At 40.1% G+C, this 19,716-nt stretch carries 13 protein-coding genes and 3 pseudogenes; 6 read left to right on the top strand and 10 right to left on the bottom strand.

Annotation, left to right across the window (positions count from 1 at the left end):
* The 3 genes and pseudogenes from gatB to yddG form a co-directional block, all read left to right on the top strand.
* Positions 1 to 702, top strand: a pseudogene (gene gatB / locus B3J29_RS04145) (Asp-tRNA(Asn)/Glu-tRNA(Gln) amidotransferase GatCAB subunit B); the annotation flags it as partial.
* 108 nt (positions 703 to 810) lie between these two features.
* The gene (locus B3J29_RS04140; protein ID WP_286964467.1) at positions 811 to 1,830 is read left to right on the top strand and encodes a hypothetical protein; all 1,020 of its coding nucleotides are present in this window, start codon (positions 811 to 813) and stop codon (positions 1,828 to 1,830) included.
* 747 nt (positions 1,831 to 2,577) lie between these two features.
* Positions 2,578 to 3,513: an aromatic amino acid DMT transporter YddG gene (yddG, locus tag B3J29_RS04135; RefSeq protein ID WP_286964466.1), complete on the top strand. Its 936-nt coding sequence runs from the start codon at positions 2,578 to 2,580 to the stop codon at positions 3,511 to 3,513.
* A 42-nt stretch (positions 3,514 to 3,555) separates the two neighbouring features.
* Here yddG and B3J29_RS04130 read toward each other — a convergent pair whose 3' ends face one another.
* The 5 genes and pseudogenes from B3J29_RS04130 to sbmA form a co-directional block, all read right to left on the bottom strand.
* Positions 3,556 to 4,050: a hypothetical protein gene (locus B3J29_RS04130; protein WP_180002467.1), complete on the bottom strand. Its 495-nt coding sequence runs from the start codon at positions 4,048 to 4,050 to the stop codon at positions 3,556 to 3,558.
* 155 nt (positions 4,051 to 4,205) lie between these two features.
* Entirely contained in the window at positions 4,206 to 6,254 is a 2,049-nt protein-coding gene (locus B3J29_RS04125) for a M13 family metallopeptidase (protein WP_286964465.1), read from the bottom strand.
* 193 nt (positions 6,255 to 6,447) lie between these two features.
* The gene (locus tag B3J29_RS04120) at positions 6,448 to 8,418 is read right to left on the bottom strand and encodes a M13 family metallopeptidase (protein WP_286964464.1); all 1,971 of its coding nucleotides are present in this window, start codon (positions 8,416 to 8,418) and stop codon (positions 6,448 to 6,450) included.
* A gap of 481 nt (positions 8,419 to 8,899) precedes the next feature.
* Entirely contained in the window at positions 8,900 to 9,883 is a 984-nt protein-coding gene (locus B3J29_RS04115) for a hypothetical protein (RefSeq protein WP_286964463.1), read from the bottom strand.
* A gap of 616 nt (positions 9,884 to 10,499) precedes the next feature.
* Positions 10,500 to 11,697, bottom strand: a pseudogene (sbmA, locus tag B3J29_RS04110) (peptide antibiotic transporter SbmA).
* A gap of 514 nt (positions 11,698 to 12,211) precedes the next feature.
* Between sbmA and B3J29_RS04105 the strand changes: the two are divergent.
* From B3J29_RS04105 to B3J29_RS04095, 3 genes and pseudogenes are all read left to right on the top strand, one after another.
* Entirely contained in the window at positions 12,212 to 12,406 is a 195-nt protein-coding gene (locus tag B3J29_RS04105) for a hypothetical protein (RefSeq protein ID WP_004783113.1), read from the top strand.
* Between the two features lie 568 nt (positions 12,407 to 12,974).
* Positions 12,975 to 13,723 (top strand): annotated as a pseudogene (gene otsB, locus B3J29_RS04100) (trehalose-phosphatase).
* Positions 13,716 to 15,149, top strand: coding sequence for an alpha,alpha-trehalose-phosphate synthase (UDP-forming) (locus B3J29_RS04095; protein ID WP_175966962.1), 1,434 nt, complete (start codon positions 13,716 to 13,718; stop codon positions 15,147 to 15,149). The pseudogene otsB and the gene B3J29_RS04095 overlap by 8 nt, the downstream one beginning before the upstream one ends.
* 30 nt (positions 15,150 to 15,179) lie before the next feature.
* On the opposite strand, the gene B3J29_RS04090 is transcribed toward B3J29_RS04095, so the two are convergent.
* From B3J29_RS04090 to B3J29_RS04070, 5 genes are all read right to left on the bottom strand, one after another.
* The gene (locus B3J29_RS04090; RefSeq protein ID WP_286964461.1) at positions 15,180 to 16,427 is read right to left on the bottom strand and encodes an MFS transporter; all 1,248 of its coding nucleotides are present in this window, start codon (positions 16,425 to 16,427) and stop codon (positions 15,180 to 15,182) included.
* Positions 16,428 to 16,631: 204 nt separating this feature from the next.
* On the bottom strand, positions 16,632 to 17,345 hold the full coding sequence (locus tag B3J29_RS04085; RefSeq protein ID WP_286964460.1) for a glycosyltransferase: 714 nt from the start codon (positions 17,343 to 17,345) through the stop codon (positions 16,632 to 16,634).
* Positions 17,342 to 17,956, bottom strand: a complete 615-nt coding sequence (locus B3J29_RS04080; RefSeq protein WP_286964459.1) for a class I SAM-dependent DNA methyltransferase — start codon at positions 17,954 to 17,956, stop codon at positions 17,342 to 17,344. Before B3J29_RS04080 ends, B3J29_RS04085 begins: the two co-directional genes overlap by 4 nt.
* A complete protein-coding gene (locus B3J29_RS04075) occupies positions 17,946 to 18,731 on the bottom strand; it encodes a PIG-L deacetylase family protein (RefSeq protein WP_286964458.1) in 786 nt (261 codons plus the stop codon). The genes B3J29_RS04080 and B3J29_RS04075 overlap by 11 nt, the downstream gene beginning before the upstream one ends.
* A complete protein-coding gene (locus tag B3J29_RS04070; RefSeq protein ID WP_286964457.1) occupies positions 18,719 to 19,702 on the bottom strand; it encodes an acyl-CoA dehydrogenase in 984 nt (327 codons plus the stop codon). The genes B3J29_RS04075 and B3J29_RS04070 overlap by 13 nt, the downstream gene beginning before the upstream one ends.
* Positions 19,703 to 19,716 lie beyond the last annotated feature (14 nt).

Raw genomic sequence — 19,716 nt, 5'->3', positions numbered from 1 at the left:
GAAACTCGTCTGTTCGACCCTGTGAAGATGGAAACCCGTTCAATGCGTTCTAAAGAAGAAGCGAACGACTACCGCTACTTCCCGGACCCTGACTTGTTGCCTGTGGTGATTCCAGATGCGCAAATCGAAGCGATTAAAGCGCAAATGCCTGAACTTCCTGCTGCACGTCGTGCGCGTTTCGTAGCTGACTTTGGCGTGACTGAGTATGATGCTCACGTACTGACACTGACTCGTGAAATGTCAGAGTTTTACGAAGATGTGGTGAAAGCTGCTGGCGGCGCTGCACAAGGTAAAATTGCTGCAAACTGGGTCATGGGTGAATTCTCAGGTGCTTTAAACAAAGCTGGCCTAGACCTTGCTGACTCTCCTGTGTCGAGTGAGAAACTGGGTGGCATGATCGCACGTATTGTTGATAACACCATTAGCGGCAAGATCGCGAAACAGGTGTTCGGCTTTATGTGGGAAGAAGGCAAAACTGCGGACGACATTATTGCTGAGAAAGGCTTGAAACAGGAAACTGATACAGGCGCGATTGAAGCAATCATTAAGGAAGTACTTGCTGCTAACGAGAAGATGGTTGAAGAGTATAAATCTGGTAAAGAGAAAGCTTTCAACGGTCTTGTTGGTCAGGTGATGAAAGCATCACGTGGTAAGGCGAACCCTGCTCAAGTGAATGAGTTGATGAAGAAATTGATTGGTTAATCTGATCATTTTGGAAAAAAGAAAACCCGCGAAAGCGGGTTTTCTTTTTATTTATCACTTATAATTAAGGGGCTTTAATTGCCCCTCAATTTTTGGACAAAAAGAATAATGTATAGATCTTTAAGATATATTTTTTGGATTATAAGTATTCTATTTTTCTTATTTTTTATTTATCAACTCTCAAAATACAATTTTAACCTAATTTGCTTTTTTGAAAAAAAATATCAATATATCGCCTATATATTTGGTGCTATTGGTGGACTTTTTGCCATCGAAAACTTTTATAGAAAAGAGGGACTTTCAATATTAGGTAATCTATCTACAACTCAATTTTTTGGTAATCTTGAAGATAATTTTGATACATCATTTATTGATTTAACTTTAATAAATAGAAAAGATAAGCCAGTAATTATATTTGATGTATATGTAAAAATTGGGTCAAATACATATATTCATTTAAAAAATGCAACCAAAGAAAACCCCATTATTATAAAGGGATATGAATATTATTATGAAAAATTTAATCCAGCTTATTTTTATTCAAATGGACCTAATGCATACTCATTAAAACTAAGTAAAATACTACATACTTTCTCTATCTTTCTTCATACATCTGAAGGTATGTATCGAGTTAAAACGTTAACTCCCCATAATCAATTTTATAGTTCTTATACTAGGTTATTGAAACCGGCTAGATTAGAATATGAGAACAAGAGTGTACCGATAGATACAGCTTTTATTCTTCAATTTTATGATTTAAAAGATAAAATACATACTATATTTATAAAAAGACATGCTACTTACTTAAAAATTGAAAAGTACAAAATAGAATGGTCTCATCCCTTAAATATTTTAGATTTAGAACAAAAAATAGATTTAGGTATACAATCAGGTCTGTTACCCATTAAAAATTTTAAAATCATTGATTTTAGAGTGGAATTAAGTCGGATGAAGAAAAAATTTATCCAATTTGATGAAGGCTATAATTTACTAAAAATACAAAATAAGATTGAAAAGGGCGATAGAAAAAAAATGGTATTTTTATATTTGAAAGATCGAGTTAGAAAAACCAATTCCAACCTTAAAAAGTATATTCAACTTTCAAAATCATTCTTTATACATGACTAGTACCCTCATCCCCCGCCTTCTCCCAGTGGGAGAAGGAGCTTTCATTGTGTATCTAATACTGTTATGAATTTTATAATGAATGTTCCCTCTCCTTTTAGGAGAGGGTTAGAGAGAGGTAAAACATTTAATGTTCAGAATTTTAAATATAGAATCAAGCAAACACTTCACATTAAAAACAACATGACCATCGAAAAAGTATCATCGATTGCCAAACTTGAAGACTTAGGACATATTCAACTTTCAATGTTTTTTTAGGCGTGACTAGAGCCCTCATCCCGACCCTCTCCCACAGGGAGAGGGAGAAATCATTACTGATTAAATGACACTATAAATTTAATATTGGAAGTTCCCTCACCTTCTAGGAGAGGGCTAGGGAGAGGATTTAAAACATGCTATAAAATCAAAAACAAACCGATAAAAACAAAAAAATGTCAAATTACATTATTTTACTTAGCATTATCCTGATCATTCTTATCTTCATCATTGGCGCATATCAGTCAAAAAGACGTAAATCTATCAAACCACGTACACTCACAACCAGAGAAAGCAAAATTGCCAACCTTTCCGATGGTATCGAGCTAATTTTCACGCCCATTTTCTGGATCATTAAACTCATGATCGGGATATTCAAATCATAAAGCGGTTGTTAACGATTTTTTTGAATTTAATCATAAAATCGTGTCTGTCCCATATTGAAAATCACTCAACAGGAATACAATCTGCACATTCTCCCATCCCGCCCTTATCATGTCGAAAAACCTCGCTACGCTGATTGGCTTAAGTGCTATTTTACAGTGGTCATCTATCGTGGGATTGCTCAAAAAAATCAGTTTTAGTATTGGACCTGATCTTGCTGTACTGATGATGTATAGCTTAAGCACCCTGCTCTTACTGGCTGTTTTTGGCGTTCCCAAACTCAAAACCATACCCAAGTTTTATCTGCTGAGTGCAGCTGCATTATTTCTGGTGTATGAAATCTGCTTTGCCTATGCCGTAGCACTCGCACAAACTGCACAGCAAGCCATTGAAATTAGTCTGGTGAATTATTTGTGGCCGAGTATGACCATTGCCATGCTGATTTTATTTCATGAACTAAAATTTCATAGCTTGGTGGTGGTGGGGCTCAGTATTAGTCTGGCAGGTATTTTCTATATCCAGACGGGTAACGGCGATATTCATTTAGCAACCGTCATTCATAACATGCAAGCCAATCCGACCAGTTACATATTGGCATTTATTGGAGCGAGTTTATGGTCGCTGTATTGTGTATTTACCAAAAAATATAGCCAAGGACATAACCCGATCGTGTTCTTTTTCGCGATGGTAAGTGTGGTTCTCTGGAGCAAGACGCTGCTGTTAGATCACGAACAACTGCCACAACTTCTTAATATTGACTTGAATATTATGCTGTATATGTTGCTGGTTTCAATCATGACTGGTTTAGGTTATGCAGCCTGGAATATCGGGATTAACCAGGGCAATATCGCGATGCTGGTTGCTTTATCATATTTTAGCCCGATCTTTTCGTCTGTCATTTCGATGTGGGTACTGAATACCAGTCTATCCCATACTTTTTGGATCGGTACGATGATGGTTACCTTAGGTTCATTTATTTGTTGGCTGTCGACCAACTGGAATGAAATTCGGGACCGACTGTTTCCAGGCAAGCTCTACAAAACTTAAACCACGTTTTTGCGGTTTAAGTTTGGCTGCATCTGCAATCCATTAACGGGTGATGCCTAGTTTATTCCACACATCAGGGGTCAAAAACGTCGTGACCAGTTTGCTCATATCGATATATTTGAGTACACCATTCAGCTGACTTTTGATTTCCGGATTTTTCAGTATTTCCTCACCTGTGACCTGCCCAAGCTCCTGGAAACTTTCGCCCACTGCTTGTACTCCTTCAGCCTGAATGACCGCTTTGGTTTGGGTTGGACACTGCTCAACCAGAATCCGCTGTAAAACTGTCGCTAAATTTCTGTCGAGTGTTTCCTTTTGAGTTGCGGTTACATTGCTAAAAGCTTTCAGATCGGGATGATTACCCAATGCCACAAAGGTCCATTGCAAGACTGTGGTTTTATCAGTGGCTGTCGTGGATTTCATCAAACAGTCACTAAGCTGATCAACCGTTGGACCGGCTGTCACAATCTGAGTTGTACCCAGCAATGCTGTGGTCATGAAGACTGCCCGAAGACCCGATAAAGCTTTGAACCCCATATTCCTTTCCTTTTTTACCCGTTCAAACTGCTTGAACAATGCAGTTTCTTTGTAGCATGTAAAAGGTTGGAAAACCTGTAGAACTCTGTAACCTGAGAGATAAAAAAAGTCCCGACATCAGTCAGGATTTTTGGAATCGAATAAGGAAATCAGACTTACCAGATTTTTACCCGTTTATCTTCTTCCAGATACATTGGATCTTCTTGCTTGACGCTAAAAGCTTCATAGAAAGGTTTCTGGTTAAGTAAGGTGGCACGGCCACGAATGGCTGCTGGTGAATGCGGGTCTGTTTTTAACAGCTGCAATGCCAGTTCCGGACGAACTTTGGCACGCCATGCCTGTGTCCAACCAATATAGAAACGCTGATCTCCGGTATATCCATCAATGACGGGTGCAGACTTGCCATTAAGAGACAATTTATAAGCTTCATAGGCGATCGCCAGACCTGAGTTATCGGCAATATTTTCACCCAAGGTCAGTTCACCATTGACGTGATAGCCCGGTATCGCTTCATAAGCATTGTATTGCTCAACCAGAGCTTTGGTTTTTTCCTTGAATTTTTTATCGTCTTCTTCAGTCCACCAGTTTTTCATGTTGCCATCTGCATCAAAGCGGCTGCCCTGATCATCAAAGCCATGACTGATTTCATGTCCAATTACTGCCCCGATTGCGCCATAGTTCACGGCATCATCGGCATTCATATCAAAGAATGGCGGCTGTAAAATCGCAGCAGGGAAAACAATTTCATTGCCCATCGGGTTGTAGTAAGCATTTACCGTTTGCGGCAGCATATGCCATTCTTCACGGTCAACCGGTTTGCCCAGTTTATCCAGCGCGATGTCATAATTGAAACTGTTGGTACGACGCAGATTTCCAATCAGGTCGCCATCTTTAATTTCCAGCTTGCTGTAGTCACGCCATTTATTTGGATAGCCAATTTTCACTCTAAAGTTTTTCAGCTTACGGTGTGCCTGTGCTTTGGTTTCCGCGCCCATCCAGTCCAGTTTTTCCAGATTCTGTTCAAATGCCAGCATCAGGTTCTCTACCAGTTTTTCCATGCGCTGTTTCTGTTCAGGCTGGAAATGTTTTGCGACATAGACTTGTGCCAGACTTTCACCGAGTACCGCATTGGTCATATCAACCCCACGTTTCCAGCGTGCCCGTTGCTCGGTCACACCGCGTAAGGTTTTGCTGTACATTTCAAAGTTTGCATCAGCAAATTCCTGGCTCAAGTAAGGTGCAGCACCATCAATCAGATGGAATTTGAAATAGGTTTGCCATACATCGAGGGGTGTGCTGCTTAAAATCTTGTTTAAATCTTCAAAATAACTTTTTTGCGCCACAATCACGGTTTTGGTTTTTTTGTCTAAACCCGTCGCTTTAAAATAGGTTTTCCAGTCAAATTCTGGCACCAGGCTTTTGACGTCTTTTAATGTATAGACGTTATACATTTTTTCGAGATTACGGTTCTGCACGTTATCCCACTGAATTTTGGCAATTTCAGTTTCTAACTTCAGAATAGATTGTGCATGTGCAGCCGCTTCTGCCTCTGTTTCACCCGATAGCGTCAACAGCTTAGCAATGTGTTTAACATAAGTTTCACGGGCACTTTTCAGTTTTTCATCGTCTTTTAAATAGTAGTCACGATCCGGTAAACCTAAACCACTTTGACCCAAAAACACCGCCATTTGATCAGACTTTTTCAAGTCAGGCATCACGCCAAATTCAAAAGGCGTGCTGACACGGTTTTTTGCATAGTCTGCAAGCAACAAAGTAAAATCTTTCTTGCTTTTCATGGCCTCAATTTTGGCTAGATCTGCTTTGAGCGGCTGGATACCTTTTGCATTTAAAGTTTCCGTGTCCATAAAGCTGGCATACAAGCTCCCCACTTTCTGCTCATTGCTGCCATATTCCGATTTGGTTTTCGCCAGCTCTTCTACAATGTCATGTAATTGCTGGGTCGAATTTTCACGCAAAATTGTGAATGCACCCCAGTTTGGCATATCAGCCGGAATTTCCGCATGCTCTAACCAGTGCCCGTTTACATGCTGATAGAAGTCCTGTTGTGGTGCGATTTTTTTATCAAAATGTTGAAGATGAATCCCCGAGCCAAGTGCTGCAATAGCGGTTTGATCTGAAGCATAATTTGCAGAGGAAACGGCTAATAAAGCACTTACCAATGCGGTTTTTAGAAAAATTTTCAAAGCTTGCTATCCTCGCGCTTCATTGCGCTGTTAAATTTAAATATCTGTGTTGATCTTATCATCAATCACTTAATTCTTTATAAGCAGCATATATGCCAATTTTTAAACTGGTCTTGGCTCTGCCTGCTGGTCGTTTAGATAAAAAAATAGGCCTGTCTCTTTTCAGATAAACAGACCTGTTTTTTAAAACCTGTTACCAGATGGAGATTCGTTTTTCAGGTGATAAATACATCTTGTCCCCTTCTTTAATCTCAAAAGCTCCATAGAAACTTTGCTGATTACGGACAGCGCCATTGCCACGTACATGACCTGGTGCATGGCTGGCAAGGTTTAGGCTATTTAACAGATATTCAGGATTACTTTTACTACGCCAGACTTGTGCCCAGCCTATATAAAAACGCTGATCTCCACTAAAGCCATCAATGACAGGTGCTGGCTGACCCTTGAGCGATAACTTGTAAGCCATATGAGCGATCCCTAAGCCCAAGTTGTCAGAGATATTTTCACTTTTATTTAATTCCGCATTCACCTTATGCCCTGGGAGAGCTTCGTATTGTTTATATTGCTCGACTAAGGCTTTGGTGCGTTCATTGAACTTTTTACGGTCGTGCTCGCTCCAGGTTTCTTCACCCTTGCCTTTGGCATCAAAGCGGCTTCCTCTATCGTCAAAACCGTGGCTAATTTCATGTGCGATAACAGCCCCTATAGCACCATAATTCACTGCAGGATCATGACTATCATCATAATAAAATGGCGCCTGCCAGATGGCCGCAGGTAATACGATTTCATTGAGCTTGACGTTATAGTAAGCATTGGCTGTTTGTGGCGACATGTGCCAGGCTTCTGGATCAATCGGCTCTCCCACCTGATCCAGTTCACGCTGGTAATTGAACAGCCGGGTCCGCTGAATATTACCAATCAGATCATCTTTACGAATCTCTAGGGCTGAATAATCTCGCCATGTTTTCGGATAGCCTATTTTGATATTGATGCTATCCAGTTTATGCCGCACTTGTTTTTTGGTATCCGAACCCATCCAGTCTGCCTGATCCAGTTTCAGATGAAAGGCTTTACGGACGTTTTCTACCATTTCCAGCATGGCCGGGCGCTGGCTTTCATTAAAGTGCTTTTCTACATAGAGCTTGCCAAGCACATTACCTAAAATACCGTTAGTGAGTTCCAGAGCGGACTCTTTCCGTGGAGAACGTGCTTGTACACCCTCTAACGTTTTTTCATAAAATTCAAAATGATGATTTTGAAAAACTTCTGTTAAAAATGGTGAATAACTATTGATCAGGTTGAATTTCAAATAGGTTTGCCAGGTTTCAATTGGAACGACCTTCCATAACTGATCCAGCTGACGCAAATAATTAATCTGCGAGATCGCAACCTCTTTTCTTGCACCTTTTAAGCCCAGTTCTGAGAAATAATTCATCCAGTCAAAAGAAGGCATATAGTTAATGATATTTTTAGTCTCAACGAGATAGGTTCTCACCTCATCATTGCGTAGCTCCACAGCGGACCAGCTAATTTTTGCCAGTGCCTTTTCCAAAGCCAAGATAGTGCGAGCATCTTCAATCGGCTTAGGCTGACCGGCAAAATTCAGGGTATTGGCGATATAAAGCAGATAAGTATTGCGAATTTCCTGTTGTCGAGGCTGCTCACTCAGGTAAAAATCACGATCAGGCATCCCCAAGCCACCTTGCCCTACATACATCATAGCCTTGTAAGAAGCTTTACGGTCCTGATAAAAACGGGTAGAGAAGGGCAAATTCAGATTGATTTTTTCCGCATAGGCAAAAAACTCTGCCAGATCTTTTTTGGTCTTGATACTTTCAATCCGCTGCAGGTCTTGTTGCAATGCCTCAAGCCCAAGTTGTTCCAGCCGATCGGTATCCATATAACTGGCATAGAGATCTGCGACCTTTTGTTCATTGCTACCTTGCGGATACTGTTTTTTAGCCAGTTCATTAAAAATGTCAAATAACTGCTGGGTTGATTTCATACTCACTTCAGCAAATGCACCCGACAATGCCTGATCTTCTGGAATCTTTGCGGTTTTCAGCCAGTTTCCATTCACGAATTGATAAAAATCCTGCTTTGGATCAACCGTCCGATCAATCGCATTCAGATCAATTGCCGATTTTAATGAAGTTGTACTCACTGCATAACTCACAGACGAATGTAGAAATGCACCCACAAGAATCAAATGACTTAAAATATGTTTTCTCAAGCGATAAATCTCATTATTGTGTATGTTAAAAATCAATTAGTTTTTCTTGCTCAGTCCATAAGCACAAAACTGATAATTTTTAAGCAAAAGATATACCAATAATTTCTAGAATATGCCGTTGAATTAGCTTGTATTTAACAGGAGATATAGAAGAGAAAATCTGAGATGGCGATGGGAAATTCACTGTGAAATAAGGTTCGATTTGCAACCTAATACTAATTAACTTTTATTCCTATCAATAGGATAACTATTTATCTTCTATCATTGGTATTCAAAAGAAAAATATTATTTTTAAGTTCGCCTATGCTTAAGAAATCCTATTTTCAATATCACTAATCCTTAAAGTAGATGACTTTTCATGTGCATCTACTCTGCTAAATAAATGATCAAACTGCATGTAAAAATAATAGACTTATTTTAACTGTCTCAACTGATTCTTTGCCCCAGTATGGTTATAGTTGGTGGCCAGATTCTGCAGTACTCGTTTGGCCTGAACCTTGGAATTTGGAATACGGTTGGCATAGGCTGGAATACTGCTTAAACAGCGTGCCACTAACATGCCGGATTCGGTATAGACACGTGTTCCTTCTGTACCCTGTAATTTGCCATAGTTATAGGCACGCTGGGCATTATTACAGGCATTGTTCAGGTTCTTACCGCTATTGATATCACGGCGTGCAGCTACATACAGTTTCATCTGCTGCTGTTGTGGCGTTTCGATACTACTTGTACGAGTAGCAGGAACAGCAACCACTGCCGGTTCAATAGCAGGTATTTTTATTTCTTTCTTATCGGCTTCTTTTTTATCTAATTCCTTTTTCTCATCTTTGACTGAGGTTTTGGCTGCATTCTTCTCGGCAATTTTATTAGACTTAGTCGTAGTCTTATGGCCCTGATAGAAATAACGCGCTTCAGCTGAGCTTTGAAGTTTGCTAAGAATCCGGACTACACGGGTAGTGTTATTTTTTTCTGGCTGACGTTCAGAAATCGGCTCAATGGAAACAATCCAGTTTTGCCCTTGAGGCATCGTACATTGATAGGCACCAATGCCTTGGGTGACATAACGGTTTTTGCTTAAACGGTTTTTCTGGGCAGAATCTTTTACTGAAGCCAACTGGCTTTTGTATAACAGAGAAAACTTGCCGCCCCGTTCGTGACAGTACTGGCTTAAAGTGGTTCGTGGATAAAGGGATTGCGGCTCTAAATGCTGTTTGGATTTTTCCCATGAATAAACATATTCTTTTGCCGAACCGTCAGCCTGATTCAGATTTCTTTTAACAATCAGTTCTTGAGGACTTGCATAAGGATGCTGCATATCTGATTTCATTTGCTGAATACTGTTACATCCAGCCAGACTTGCTACACATATTGTTGGAATTATTAATTTTAGCTTCACTGCTTATCTCCCCCAGGCCTCTATAACATATAGCAAATATGCTAAAACAACAATCTCAACAGATTGATAAATATAAAAATATAGTGAGAACTATCACTAAAAATGGGAAATAGAGTGCCTAATTCATCTAGCTTAAAGCCAAATAAATTGATCAAATTAACATTCTTCAAGTCAACAAATACGCTGGATTATTCGCCAATTTAAAGATGAAGAAATAGAAAAAAAGATATAAAAAACCGAAGAAACAGATCAGTTCTCCGGTTACTCATTCAACAAAAATTAGAGATATTATTATCATGGAAGATAACGGCAATTATGCTCTCTATCGCTGTCTGAATGAGATTATAATTTGAATAATTTCCTTTACGTACACTAATTATTTTTATACGCCATATTATGGGAAATTAAACACCACTCTGGCTGGCCTTTAAAATTCTAGACAAGAAAAAATAGCTTGGATACCCTAATATTGGGATGTTTTAGTGCCATTCATCCTAATTTTTTAGCACCTCTCCAGATCGTAATTTTCAATTGGATTTTGAATAAAAATTAATCAATAAAAAAGCCAAACCTATGATGGTCTGGCTTTTAAAATTGTCTATGAATATAAGAAAAATTAATCGAGATGGGATTCAAATGCTTTCAAACGTTTATAGATGGAGAGCAATTCAATAATCGTAGGCCAGGATAAAATCAGATATTGGAAGGATTCACGAACCTTACCGAAAACATTCAAGATCTGCATCATCAAACCCAGTGTAATCGCACCTGCGGCAATACTTGGAAACAAAATAAATAACCCGTAAATATTGTCCAGTTGCAGATACCAGATGCGGACCATATTGAAATAGGCATAGTGGAAATATAGCCGGAAATAATTCGTACGTACCCGGCTAAACAGTTCTTGCAAGGTGAGCGGGTGAGCACGATCAGCATAATCTTCACCATAAACCAGCTCTTTACGATAAGCCGCTTCAACTTTCTGATTATTAAATTCCAGCCCAGGTAGTTTCATCCCGACAATCATTAAAATCACAGTACCCAGAACTGCCCATCCGATTGACGCCCACATTAATGCATGCGGTATTTCACCAACAATCGGCAGTACTTTTACATGACTAGATAACTCATACAGGATTGGCAGGAAGGCCATTAATAGCATCAGAGATTCAATGAGCGAAACACTGAGCTGTTCTGTAGTCTTGGCAAAGCGCATGGTATCTTCCTGAATACGCTGTGACGCCCCTTCAATATGACGTAAATTTTCCCAATGCGCCGTATAGTAGTCATTCATCGCCGTACGCCAGCGGAATACATAATGACTGACAAAGAACAGGTTAAACACCGCCAGCGTGACATAGACCATGGCAATATAAATAAAGGTCAATGCACCTTGATATAATAGGCTGACATCTCCGCCCCCTTGCGTGAGCATATTTTGGATCTGGTCATAGAATGGGCTGTACCACTCATTTAAGACGACATTAACCTGCACCCCAAACCAGATATTGAACAGGATAAAGGCCGAGCCCCATACGGACCAGCGCTGCCAGGGATGTTTCGCTTTAAAATACCAGAAGGTAGCGAATATCGCAGTACTCACAAAAAACCAGAGATAGAATCAGAGAAATTTTGGCGCCCAGAAGCGGCTGATTCCTATCGGCATTTTAAGATCATGATAACCTTCAGTCATACCCAAATAGACACCCCAGCCTGATCCACCACTATGCCAAAGGCCAAGATTGATCAGAAACCACACACAGTACCAGACTACTAAAAAACCACACTGGTTGTGGAAAAAATGACTTAAACATTGGGGTTTAATTCTCCTTATAGATGTACAGGTCATCCAAATGACGCACAGTTTATTCTTATTTTCAGACTTTCAATGAACTGCAGCATAAATTTGCAATTCAATGTAAAAAATTACATACAAACACAAAATCGCTAAAGCCAAATTAATATCAGATTATATGATTCTTGCTTTAATACTAGCGCATAACATACGCAATATAATGGAGGAGATCATGACTGGCCTGTCAAAAAGTGACAAGCAGATTTTGCATTAGATTTACTATTTGACGCCGTTTGTCTCCTTCTCTTCTTTTCGTCGGTAAATAAACTGAAAATATTCGAGTTTAAGAAATACAAATCGTTTGAAAATTAAATCTTAATTTTTAGCCCTTTAATTTACTGGCTTAAGCGTTTTTTAAGAAAAAATTGACCGACTTGTTGACTTATGTCTCGGTTTTTCAAAAATTAGTTAAATTTGCAAAAATCATGTTAAGATTAAAAAACAGCGAAGTATCAATATTTGGGAATAAAAATATGGAAAGCTCTGTGATTGAATTACTTAAGCCAGTAACCTTGGAAAAGGAAAACTGTCACCCGATTATTTTTGAAGCTGGTACTGTTTTAAAAGTTGTAATGCAAACGCCTACCAGCCTTTTAGTCAGTAATGATGATGACTTTAACTTTACTATTCCATTGAAAGATGAGAACGATGTCTGGAGAGAGCTATAAGCACTCTGCTCTCCTCTTTATGGGGTTATGTCTACACCTAGTCTCTCAATGATATAACCCTAACTCTTCTATGTAGCACCAAGATTTTATAATTTATCCTTCCTTTCAAAACCGGCCTTAATAAAAAATTAATAGGCTGCACTATATTTCTATTTTATATTAAATGTGTTTTTTAATATTTCCAATTTAATGCCTATTATTTAATAGAAAGCTAGTGAATTAATTTCTAGAAATATAAATCAAAACCATTTTTTACATTAAATAATCAAAAGAATCTTATTTATAGCAATTAAACTTACTCAATCACTTAATATGCAATACCTTAAATATCATTATTAATATATTAAAAATCACTGAAAAATTATTTTACAAATATACAAAGAATATCAACCTTTCCTGCTGAATATTTCCAAATTTTACAAAGTAACTTTACATGTCAAAAGTGTTTCTTTTCTGCGCCTAACGCCAATTTGAAAAATAGAATATGTTATAAAACTAATTAGATTAAAAATCACACAGTTTAACTCTAAATTTTAATCTATTTTATATCATGTACTTAGGTGGATTTATGTCAGGCATACATAGGGAACAAGATTTAGAAGATTCATCTAGCTCATCTTTTTATATATCGCCAAAGATGATTTTAAATGATTGCAACCTGAATATGGACTCAAATCAGGTTGTTTTATTTCTTGATATTGATGGAACAATTTCTGAATTTCACCCAGATCCAGATAAAAGTACAATTCATTCTGAAATTATAAATATATTGGAAAATTTACAACAATATATTCAGCTGATATTAGTTACGGGTCGTTCTATTTTACAAGCACAAAAACTTATTCACCCTCTGCAATGGAATATCGCTGGATCACATGGTCTGGAATTAATCTATCAAGCTGATTTAAAGACATTAATCTCTTTAAATAAGCCGCAGCTACAATCCCTAAAACAATATATTCAGGAACAGGCAGTTCAAATCCCTGATTTGCGGATTGAGGTTAAAGATTATTCTGTTGCGCTACATTTTCGTGAACATCCTCAACTAGAAAATCGCGTACATGCTTTTGCGCTGGAATGTCTCAACCAGTTTTCCGACTTTGAGTTAAAAGCTGGCAAGTATGTTTTTGAACTGGTGCCCAAAGGCGCCAATAAAGGTTCAGCGATTCAACAGATTATTCAGCAACACCATCTCACTGATCATTATCCCATGTTTATCGGTGATGACNNGTCTCTCAAGTTCAGGCCTTCCTGAAAGAATTTTTAAATTTAATTGAAGTACAAGAACAACAACCATTGGAGAAATCACATGTCTAAACTCATTGTGTTATCAAACCGTGTGAATCTACCTAACCCAGAAAGTATGAAGGCTGGTGGATTGGCTGTTGCATTGCAGGATGCATTGCAAGATATAGGCGGTATCTGGGTTGGATGGAATGGCTCCAGAGTTGACCAGAACAAGGAACAGAAATTTCAGATTCTGAAACATCAGAATGTGGAATATCATACCAGTGCACTGAGCGAAGCCCAGTATCAGGGTTATTATTGTGGTTTTTCTAATAATGCCTTATGGCCGTTAATGCATGACCAGCATCAACGTGTCGAATATCAGCCACAGGATTTTAAAACCTATAAAGATGTCAATTTGCGTTTTGCCAAACACCTGAAACAGGTGGCTTCACCACATGACATCATCTGGATTCATGATTATCATTTCCTGAGTGTGGCGCATTACTGCCGTAAATTAGGCATGCGCAACCGGATTGGATTCTTCCTGCACATTCCTTTCCCGGAACTGAAACTTTGGCAAACGCTGCCTCCTTATCAGGAACTGGCCCGACATCTGGCAGATTTTGATGTCATCGGCCTGCAAACTCCACGCGATCAGGCCAACTGTATCGATTTCCTGGAACAGGTATTAAATATCCAGCATCGCAATGATGAAATCCTGAGTTATCAGTCTAAACGGATTTATGTGAAGGCTTATCCAATCGGTGTACATCCAGCACAAATTCAGAAGCAGGCTGCTGAGAGTCAAGTCACTGACCTACCCTTTGATCTGGATAAAGCCCATGCCCATAAGACCATCATTTCGGTTGACCGGATTGATTACAGTAAAGGGCTGCTGGAAAAAATTCATGCATTCCAGGAGTTGCTGGATGAACAGCCTGAATTTAAAAATCAGTTCCAGCAATTGCAGATTGCCTGCCCATGCCGACTGGATGTTAACAGCTATAAAAAACTCTATGAACAGTTCCAGGCTGCAGTGCAGAATTTAAACCATCAGCATGGCAATGCAAACTGGCTGCCTTTTGACTGTAGCTATGACACTTTGGGCCATGAAGCCCTGATGCAGCTCTACCGTAAGGCGGATATTTGCTGGGTGAATTCAATCCGTGACGGGATGAATCTGGTCGCCAAAGAATATATTGCTGCGCAAGATCCATTAGATCCAGGAGTATTGATTCTGTCTAAATATGCCGGGGCTGCCGAGCAAATGAAGGAAGCCTTACTGGTTGATCCTTATGATCAGGACAGTATGGCCAAAGCCTTGAAAAGAGCCTTGCGTATGCCTAAGTCGGAACGTTTGGAACGTTACCGCTATTTACAGCAAGGTTTAAAGAATTTCGATATCATTCGCTGGCGTGATCAGTTCCTGTCGGACCTGAAAAAATCACAAAGCCTGCGAATTTATCGACCAGTGGCCAAAGGTATTTCGACTCAGTTCAATATGCATGCCTAAAGTCTGAAAAGCCCATAAAAAACACCAGCTTTATGCTGGTGTTTTGTGGTCTAGGCCGGCAATAAGACCTTCTGCTTTTTCTGATTCTTTGTGACCGGCAGTCAGATGGTTTAGGATTACAATGCTCATTAAAGCAACTGCGATCACTGTAAACACTAAACGTAAGCCAATAATTTCACTACCGAAACCTACGAGGGCTGGTCCGATCAATGAGCCAGTGTAAGCAAATACCGATACATAAGATAATGCTATATGAGAAGCCATAGATTTTTGGCGGCCTGCACGAGAGAACATTAACGGAACGATGTTGGCACTACCTAGACCCAAGATCGCATAACCGGTTAAAACGACTTGCCATACTGGTGCAAAGATCACCATGAATAAGCCTGCTGCAGCCAGTAATGCACTTAATAAGATAGTAGTTTTTTCACCCAAGCTTTGAATGATTAGATGACCGCTAAAACGTCCAAGTACCATTAAGCCAGCAAAGAAACTATAAGCCAAACCGGTATGCGCTGCAGGTACGTTAAACTGAGTTGCCAGATAAATACCGCTCCAGTCCATCGCTGCACCTTCAGACAGGAAGGATACAAAGCAGATCAGACCAATACCTAAAATTGCGAATGTTGGTAACGCTTTTTTCGCAGGTTTTGCTGTAGCCGTATTAGTTTCTTCTGTAGTTGATGACTGACCACCTAAGCAGAATGGAATTGCCAGCATCGCAATCGCAAGCAACATCACACTTACGACCAGTGCGCCAGTTAAAGGTGCCAGACCAAATCCCATTAACATGGTCATGCCCAATACACCAACCAGACCACCCAAGCTACATACGCCATGGAAACCCGACATCAAACTTTTATCCATGAGTTTTTCAATCTGGGCAGCCTGAATATTTACGGTTACACCCAAAGCGCCTGCACTGGCACCAAAGAAAAACAGGGTAATTGCCATCATCAAGCTGGTAGGGCTAATCGCTAGCGCAGGTAAGATGAATAGAAATGCAGCCAGAATAACAGCCAGCACAGCACGACAGCCAAACTTGCTTGCCATACGACCTGCCAATGGCATTGCCAGCATTGAGCCAACTCCAGCACATAGCAAAAGCAAACCAAAGTCAGCATGATTCAGCAATAAGCGCTGCTGCGCATAAGGAATTAATGGCGCCCAGGCAGCTGTACTAAAACCTAGACTAAAAAAACACAGTGCAGTGGCGATTTTCTGCCAGAGATACGGTGATGGAGACTGAAGACGAGAAATTAGCTGTGAATTTAACATTGTCATTCCAAAAGAAAGAGCTCAGGCATCCATTACCGATCATCCATAGAAAAACCCCGCGGACTTATAGCTGAAAAATATAAGTAGCAGGGCTTAATTTGCGTGAATTATAAACAGAATTTTTCTAAATGAAATAGCTTTTAGAAATGAATTTTTAAATTTTTTACAAGTAATTGATTGTATAAAATTTATAATTTTATAGTTTTATTTGTATACGCTAATCGGTTTTTTCATTGCTTCCTGTAACTCAAGATTTTGTAAAAAACAGGCGAAACCTTCAGCAACTTTTGATTGTAGTCGACTACTGGTCGCTACCCTCAATTGATTGGACCAGGTAATGTCGACTCCTGCCTGTTGTAAACGGCGAACAAAGTCGACATCTTCATGACAATCTAGCTGGCGAAACCCATTAAAATCATTATATATACTTGTTTTAAAACATAAATTTGCACCATGAATATGGCGATGATCCATTTTATCCTGATAGTGACCTAAATATTTCAATCGGGCTTCCAGACTTAAATGCTTCCATTCGTCGACATCAACGACTCCACAAATTGCATCAGTGGGTTGGTGCTGCCACATGATCTTGAACCAGTCCTCCTGAACACATGAATCCGCATCAGTACAACAGATCCAGTCGCATCCTTGTTCAATTACTTTTTGAATTCCTAAATGACGGGTCTTACCTACCGAACGAAAGTCACAACTAATGACTTCTATCCCCAGTTGCAACGCTTTGATCGCGGTTTGATCGGTACAACTGTCTAAGACAACTAAAATCTTAATCTCGGGAATATTTCCAGATGAACCAAGGTATTGATAAAATTCAAATTGTGCTTTTTTTAAGGCCAGCAGGCAGCGTTCTATATAGGCTTCTTCATTGCAGGCAGGAATGACCACGCCAATTTTATTCATTTAAGGCCCTCTTGCTCTGCCACAGACTGTGTGCTATTTATCCAGACATCAATCAGAAAATCAGGTTCCTGAAGTTGTGAACATTTTTTATAAGGTAAGTGAGCATTTAGATGATCGTGAATATCCTCACCGGTCAAGCTAAAACCTGAAATCGGTGCCCGCCAGTGACAAGCCAGAATACAGCCTTCTGCATCAAGGGCCTGCTGCAGCCAGTGGGTCAATTTCTCTAAAGCGGCCTGATCCAGATAATATAAAACTTCACTCAGTACAATTAGCTGAAACTTACGCTCTGGCAAGTCTTCCGGAACAACGCCTTGGACAAAATTGACATGAGAATAATCTTGCAGACGTTGTTGCGCTAGCTGGATCGCTGTCGTATTGGCATCCAGACAGATGAGTTCTCCTGTATGTGGGGCTAGTTCCTGACTTAGCATGCCATTACTACAACCGATTTCTATGGCAGATTCAAAATGCAGTTTGGGCAAGAGTGCTTTACAAATTTGACGTTTACGTTGTTCATACCAGCGCTGTTCATAATGCCATGGATCTCCCTGGTTCAGGGCATACAGAGCATCAAAATAGGCATGATCATAGGTTGATTTACTGTTCATACAGATAAACCTCCCATGGCTGTAAAACACGCTCCAATGCATGTTCAGGGACAATCGGTGCCTGTTCTGTCGTCGGGTCATTCTCAATCTGACTCTTGAAACATCGTGCAGCTCGGGCTTTACATTTTAATTCTTCATCTGTCAGCCTGAGTTTGTGCGCAACAGCCCACGGAATTCGAGTATCTCCTGGTGTGGCCCAGTGCCATGCCCAGATTAAAACTTGAATATAAGGTAACTGTAACTCAGTCGCGAGCTGCTGGACGACCTGACCGGTTATTTCATGGTCTGGATGTCCATCATGAACAAAAGTCGTGACTAATACATCATTAGGCTGCAAATACGAATGCAATTGCTGTTTGAGCAAATTTCGCTGCTCAGCCACTTTTCCATCCTGAATATCCAAAGCAATCCGAAGAACCGGCTGTTCTAAGGACAATTCTTCCAGAGCCTGACGCGTTTCTGCTGGACGAATCTGGTTCAGTTCTTCTGGCGTATACAGACTCGAACCGGGATGGCTGGCCGTACCATTAGTTACTGCAAACAGTACAATCTTATAGCCGAGTTTATCCAGACGTTGCATCAGTCCACCACATCCCAGAATTTCATCATCCGGATGCGGTGCCACAATACAGACTCTGGCATCTGCAGGAATTACACTGGAAATATCAAATTCTGGCATCTGCTGTAATATTTCGCAGTTACGCCATTCTTCTACCCGTGTCCCTTCCCCATGGATCACTCGATCTTCAACAATCTCATGTTTTAAAGTGCCCATAGGTCTTCCTCCTGTGCGCTTAGTTCTCCAATACGCTCAAGATCAAAGGCAGCATGGCTTTGACGGATAAATACTGGCAGATCTGCTGCGAGCTGGGCAAAATAAGAATTGGTACAATAAGGCGCTGCGCCAAGTGCTTTTCCGACCTGATTCAGTACATTTAATGCAGTAGCTTCAACCTGCGCACGCAAAGCCTGAATCTGAAGTTGATGAGGAAATTTAGGTTGCTGGTCAATCAATTCTGCAACCCGATAAAACAAAGCCTGAGTAGCTAAAAGATCACGGCTGATTTCACCCAGATACATGGCTTTATACATATGTGGTTTTCTTAACTGTTCCTGCTGCAGATATTCAGCAAGAGCTACTGTCGCACCATGCCAGCAAGCAGCAACGCCTGCTGCTCCATGCCAGAATCCTACCCGATCCAGATAAGCATGTGGATCGGCAACTTTTTCGACAGGGACCTGATTAAATTCCAGTTGTGCTGTTGACGTATGCTGCATCCCCACAGCTTGCCAGACAGTATGATCATGCTGAATACCAGGCTGCTGCATATCTATAATCAATAACTGAGAGCGATTTTGTTCATCCCGATATGTCAGTAAACCTGACTCTACCCAGCTCGAAGCGGAACACCAAGTTTTGATGCCAGTGAGCTTTCCTTCATCCAGCTGCAATGGTTGAGGCCCGCCTTCTGCTGCCCAGACTGCCCAAAGTTGATGAGTATTTGCGGGAATATTTAATTCATACAGAATCGCAATTGCGTCCAGATGCGACTCAAATATTTTACCCAGACTTAAATTGGTTGCCGAGATCTGGCTTAAAATTTGCCAGCGTTTTAAAGTTTCCCCTGATGCAGGAAAAGGAACCTGATCCGAAAGTTGTACCAGTTCCTTCAAAGTCGTTTGAATATTTTCTTTAGGTTCTAATGATGAATTTTTAAATCTTTCTAATATTGAACTGAGGTCCATAAAAGTGCTTCCTC

The organism is Acinetobacter sp. UBA5984 (assembly GCF_002429925.1).
GTDB classification, from domain to species: Bacteria; Pseudomonadota; Gammaproteobacteria; order Pseudomonadales; family Moraxellaceae; genus Acinetobacter; species Acinetobacter variabilis.
Note: the sequence above shows the minus strand (reverse complement) of the source record. Positions and strands in the feature narration are given on the sequence as shown.

What these genes read in the sequence shown, in the direction of transcription:
- B3J29_RS04070 (WP_286964457.1), bottom strand. Translation starts at nt 19,702, where the DNA reads ATGGACCTCAGTTCAATATTAGAAAGATTTAAAAATTCATCATTAGAA.
- yddG (WP_286964466.1), top strand. Translation starts at nt 2,578, where the DNA reads ATGTCGAAAAACCTCGCTACGCTGATTGGCTTAAGTGCTATTTTACAG.
- B3J29_RS04080 (WP_286964459.1), bottom strand. Translation starts at nt 17,956, where the DNA reads ATGAACAGTAAATCAACCTATGATCATGCCTATTTTGATGCTCTGTAT.
- B3J29_RS04090 (WP_286964461.1), bottom strand. Translation starts at nt 16,427, where the DNA reads ATGTTAAATTCACAGCTAATTTCTCGTCTTCAGTCTCCATCACCGTAT.
- B3J29_RS04105 (WP_004783113.1), top strand. Translation starts at nt 12,212, where the DNA reads ATGGAAAGCTCTGTGATTGAATTACTTAAGCCAGTAACCTTGGAAAAG.
- B3J29_RS04130 (WP_180002467.1), bottom strand. Translation starts at nt 4,050, where the DNA reads ATGGGGTTCAAAGCTTTATCGGGTCTTCGGGCAGTCTTCATGACCACA.
- B3J29_RS04075 (WP_286964458.1), bottom strand. Translation starts at nt 18,731, where the DNA reads ATGGGCACTTTAAAACATGAGATTGTTGAAGATCGAGTGATCCATGGG.
- B3J29_RS04085 (WP_286964460.1), bottom strand. Translation starts at nt 17,345, where the DNA reads ATGAATAAAATTGGCGTGGTCATTCCTGCCTGCAATGAAGAAGCCTAT.
- B3J29_RS04140 (WP_286964467.1), top strand. Translation starts at nt 811, where the DNA reads ATGTATAGATCTTTAAGATATATTTTTTGGATTATAAGTATTCTATTT.
- B3J29_RS04095 (WP_175966962.1), top strand. Translation starts at nt 13,716, where the DNA reads ATGTCTAAACTCATTGTGTTATCAAACCGTGTGAATCTACCTAACCCA.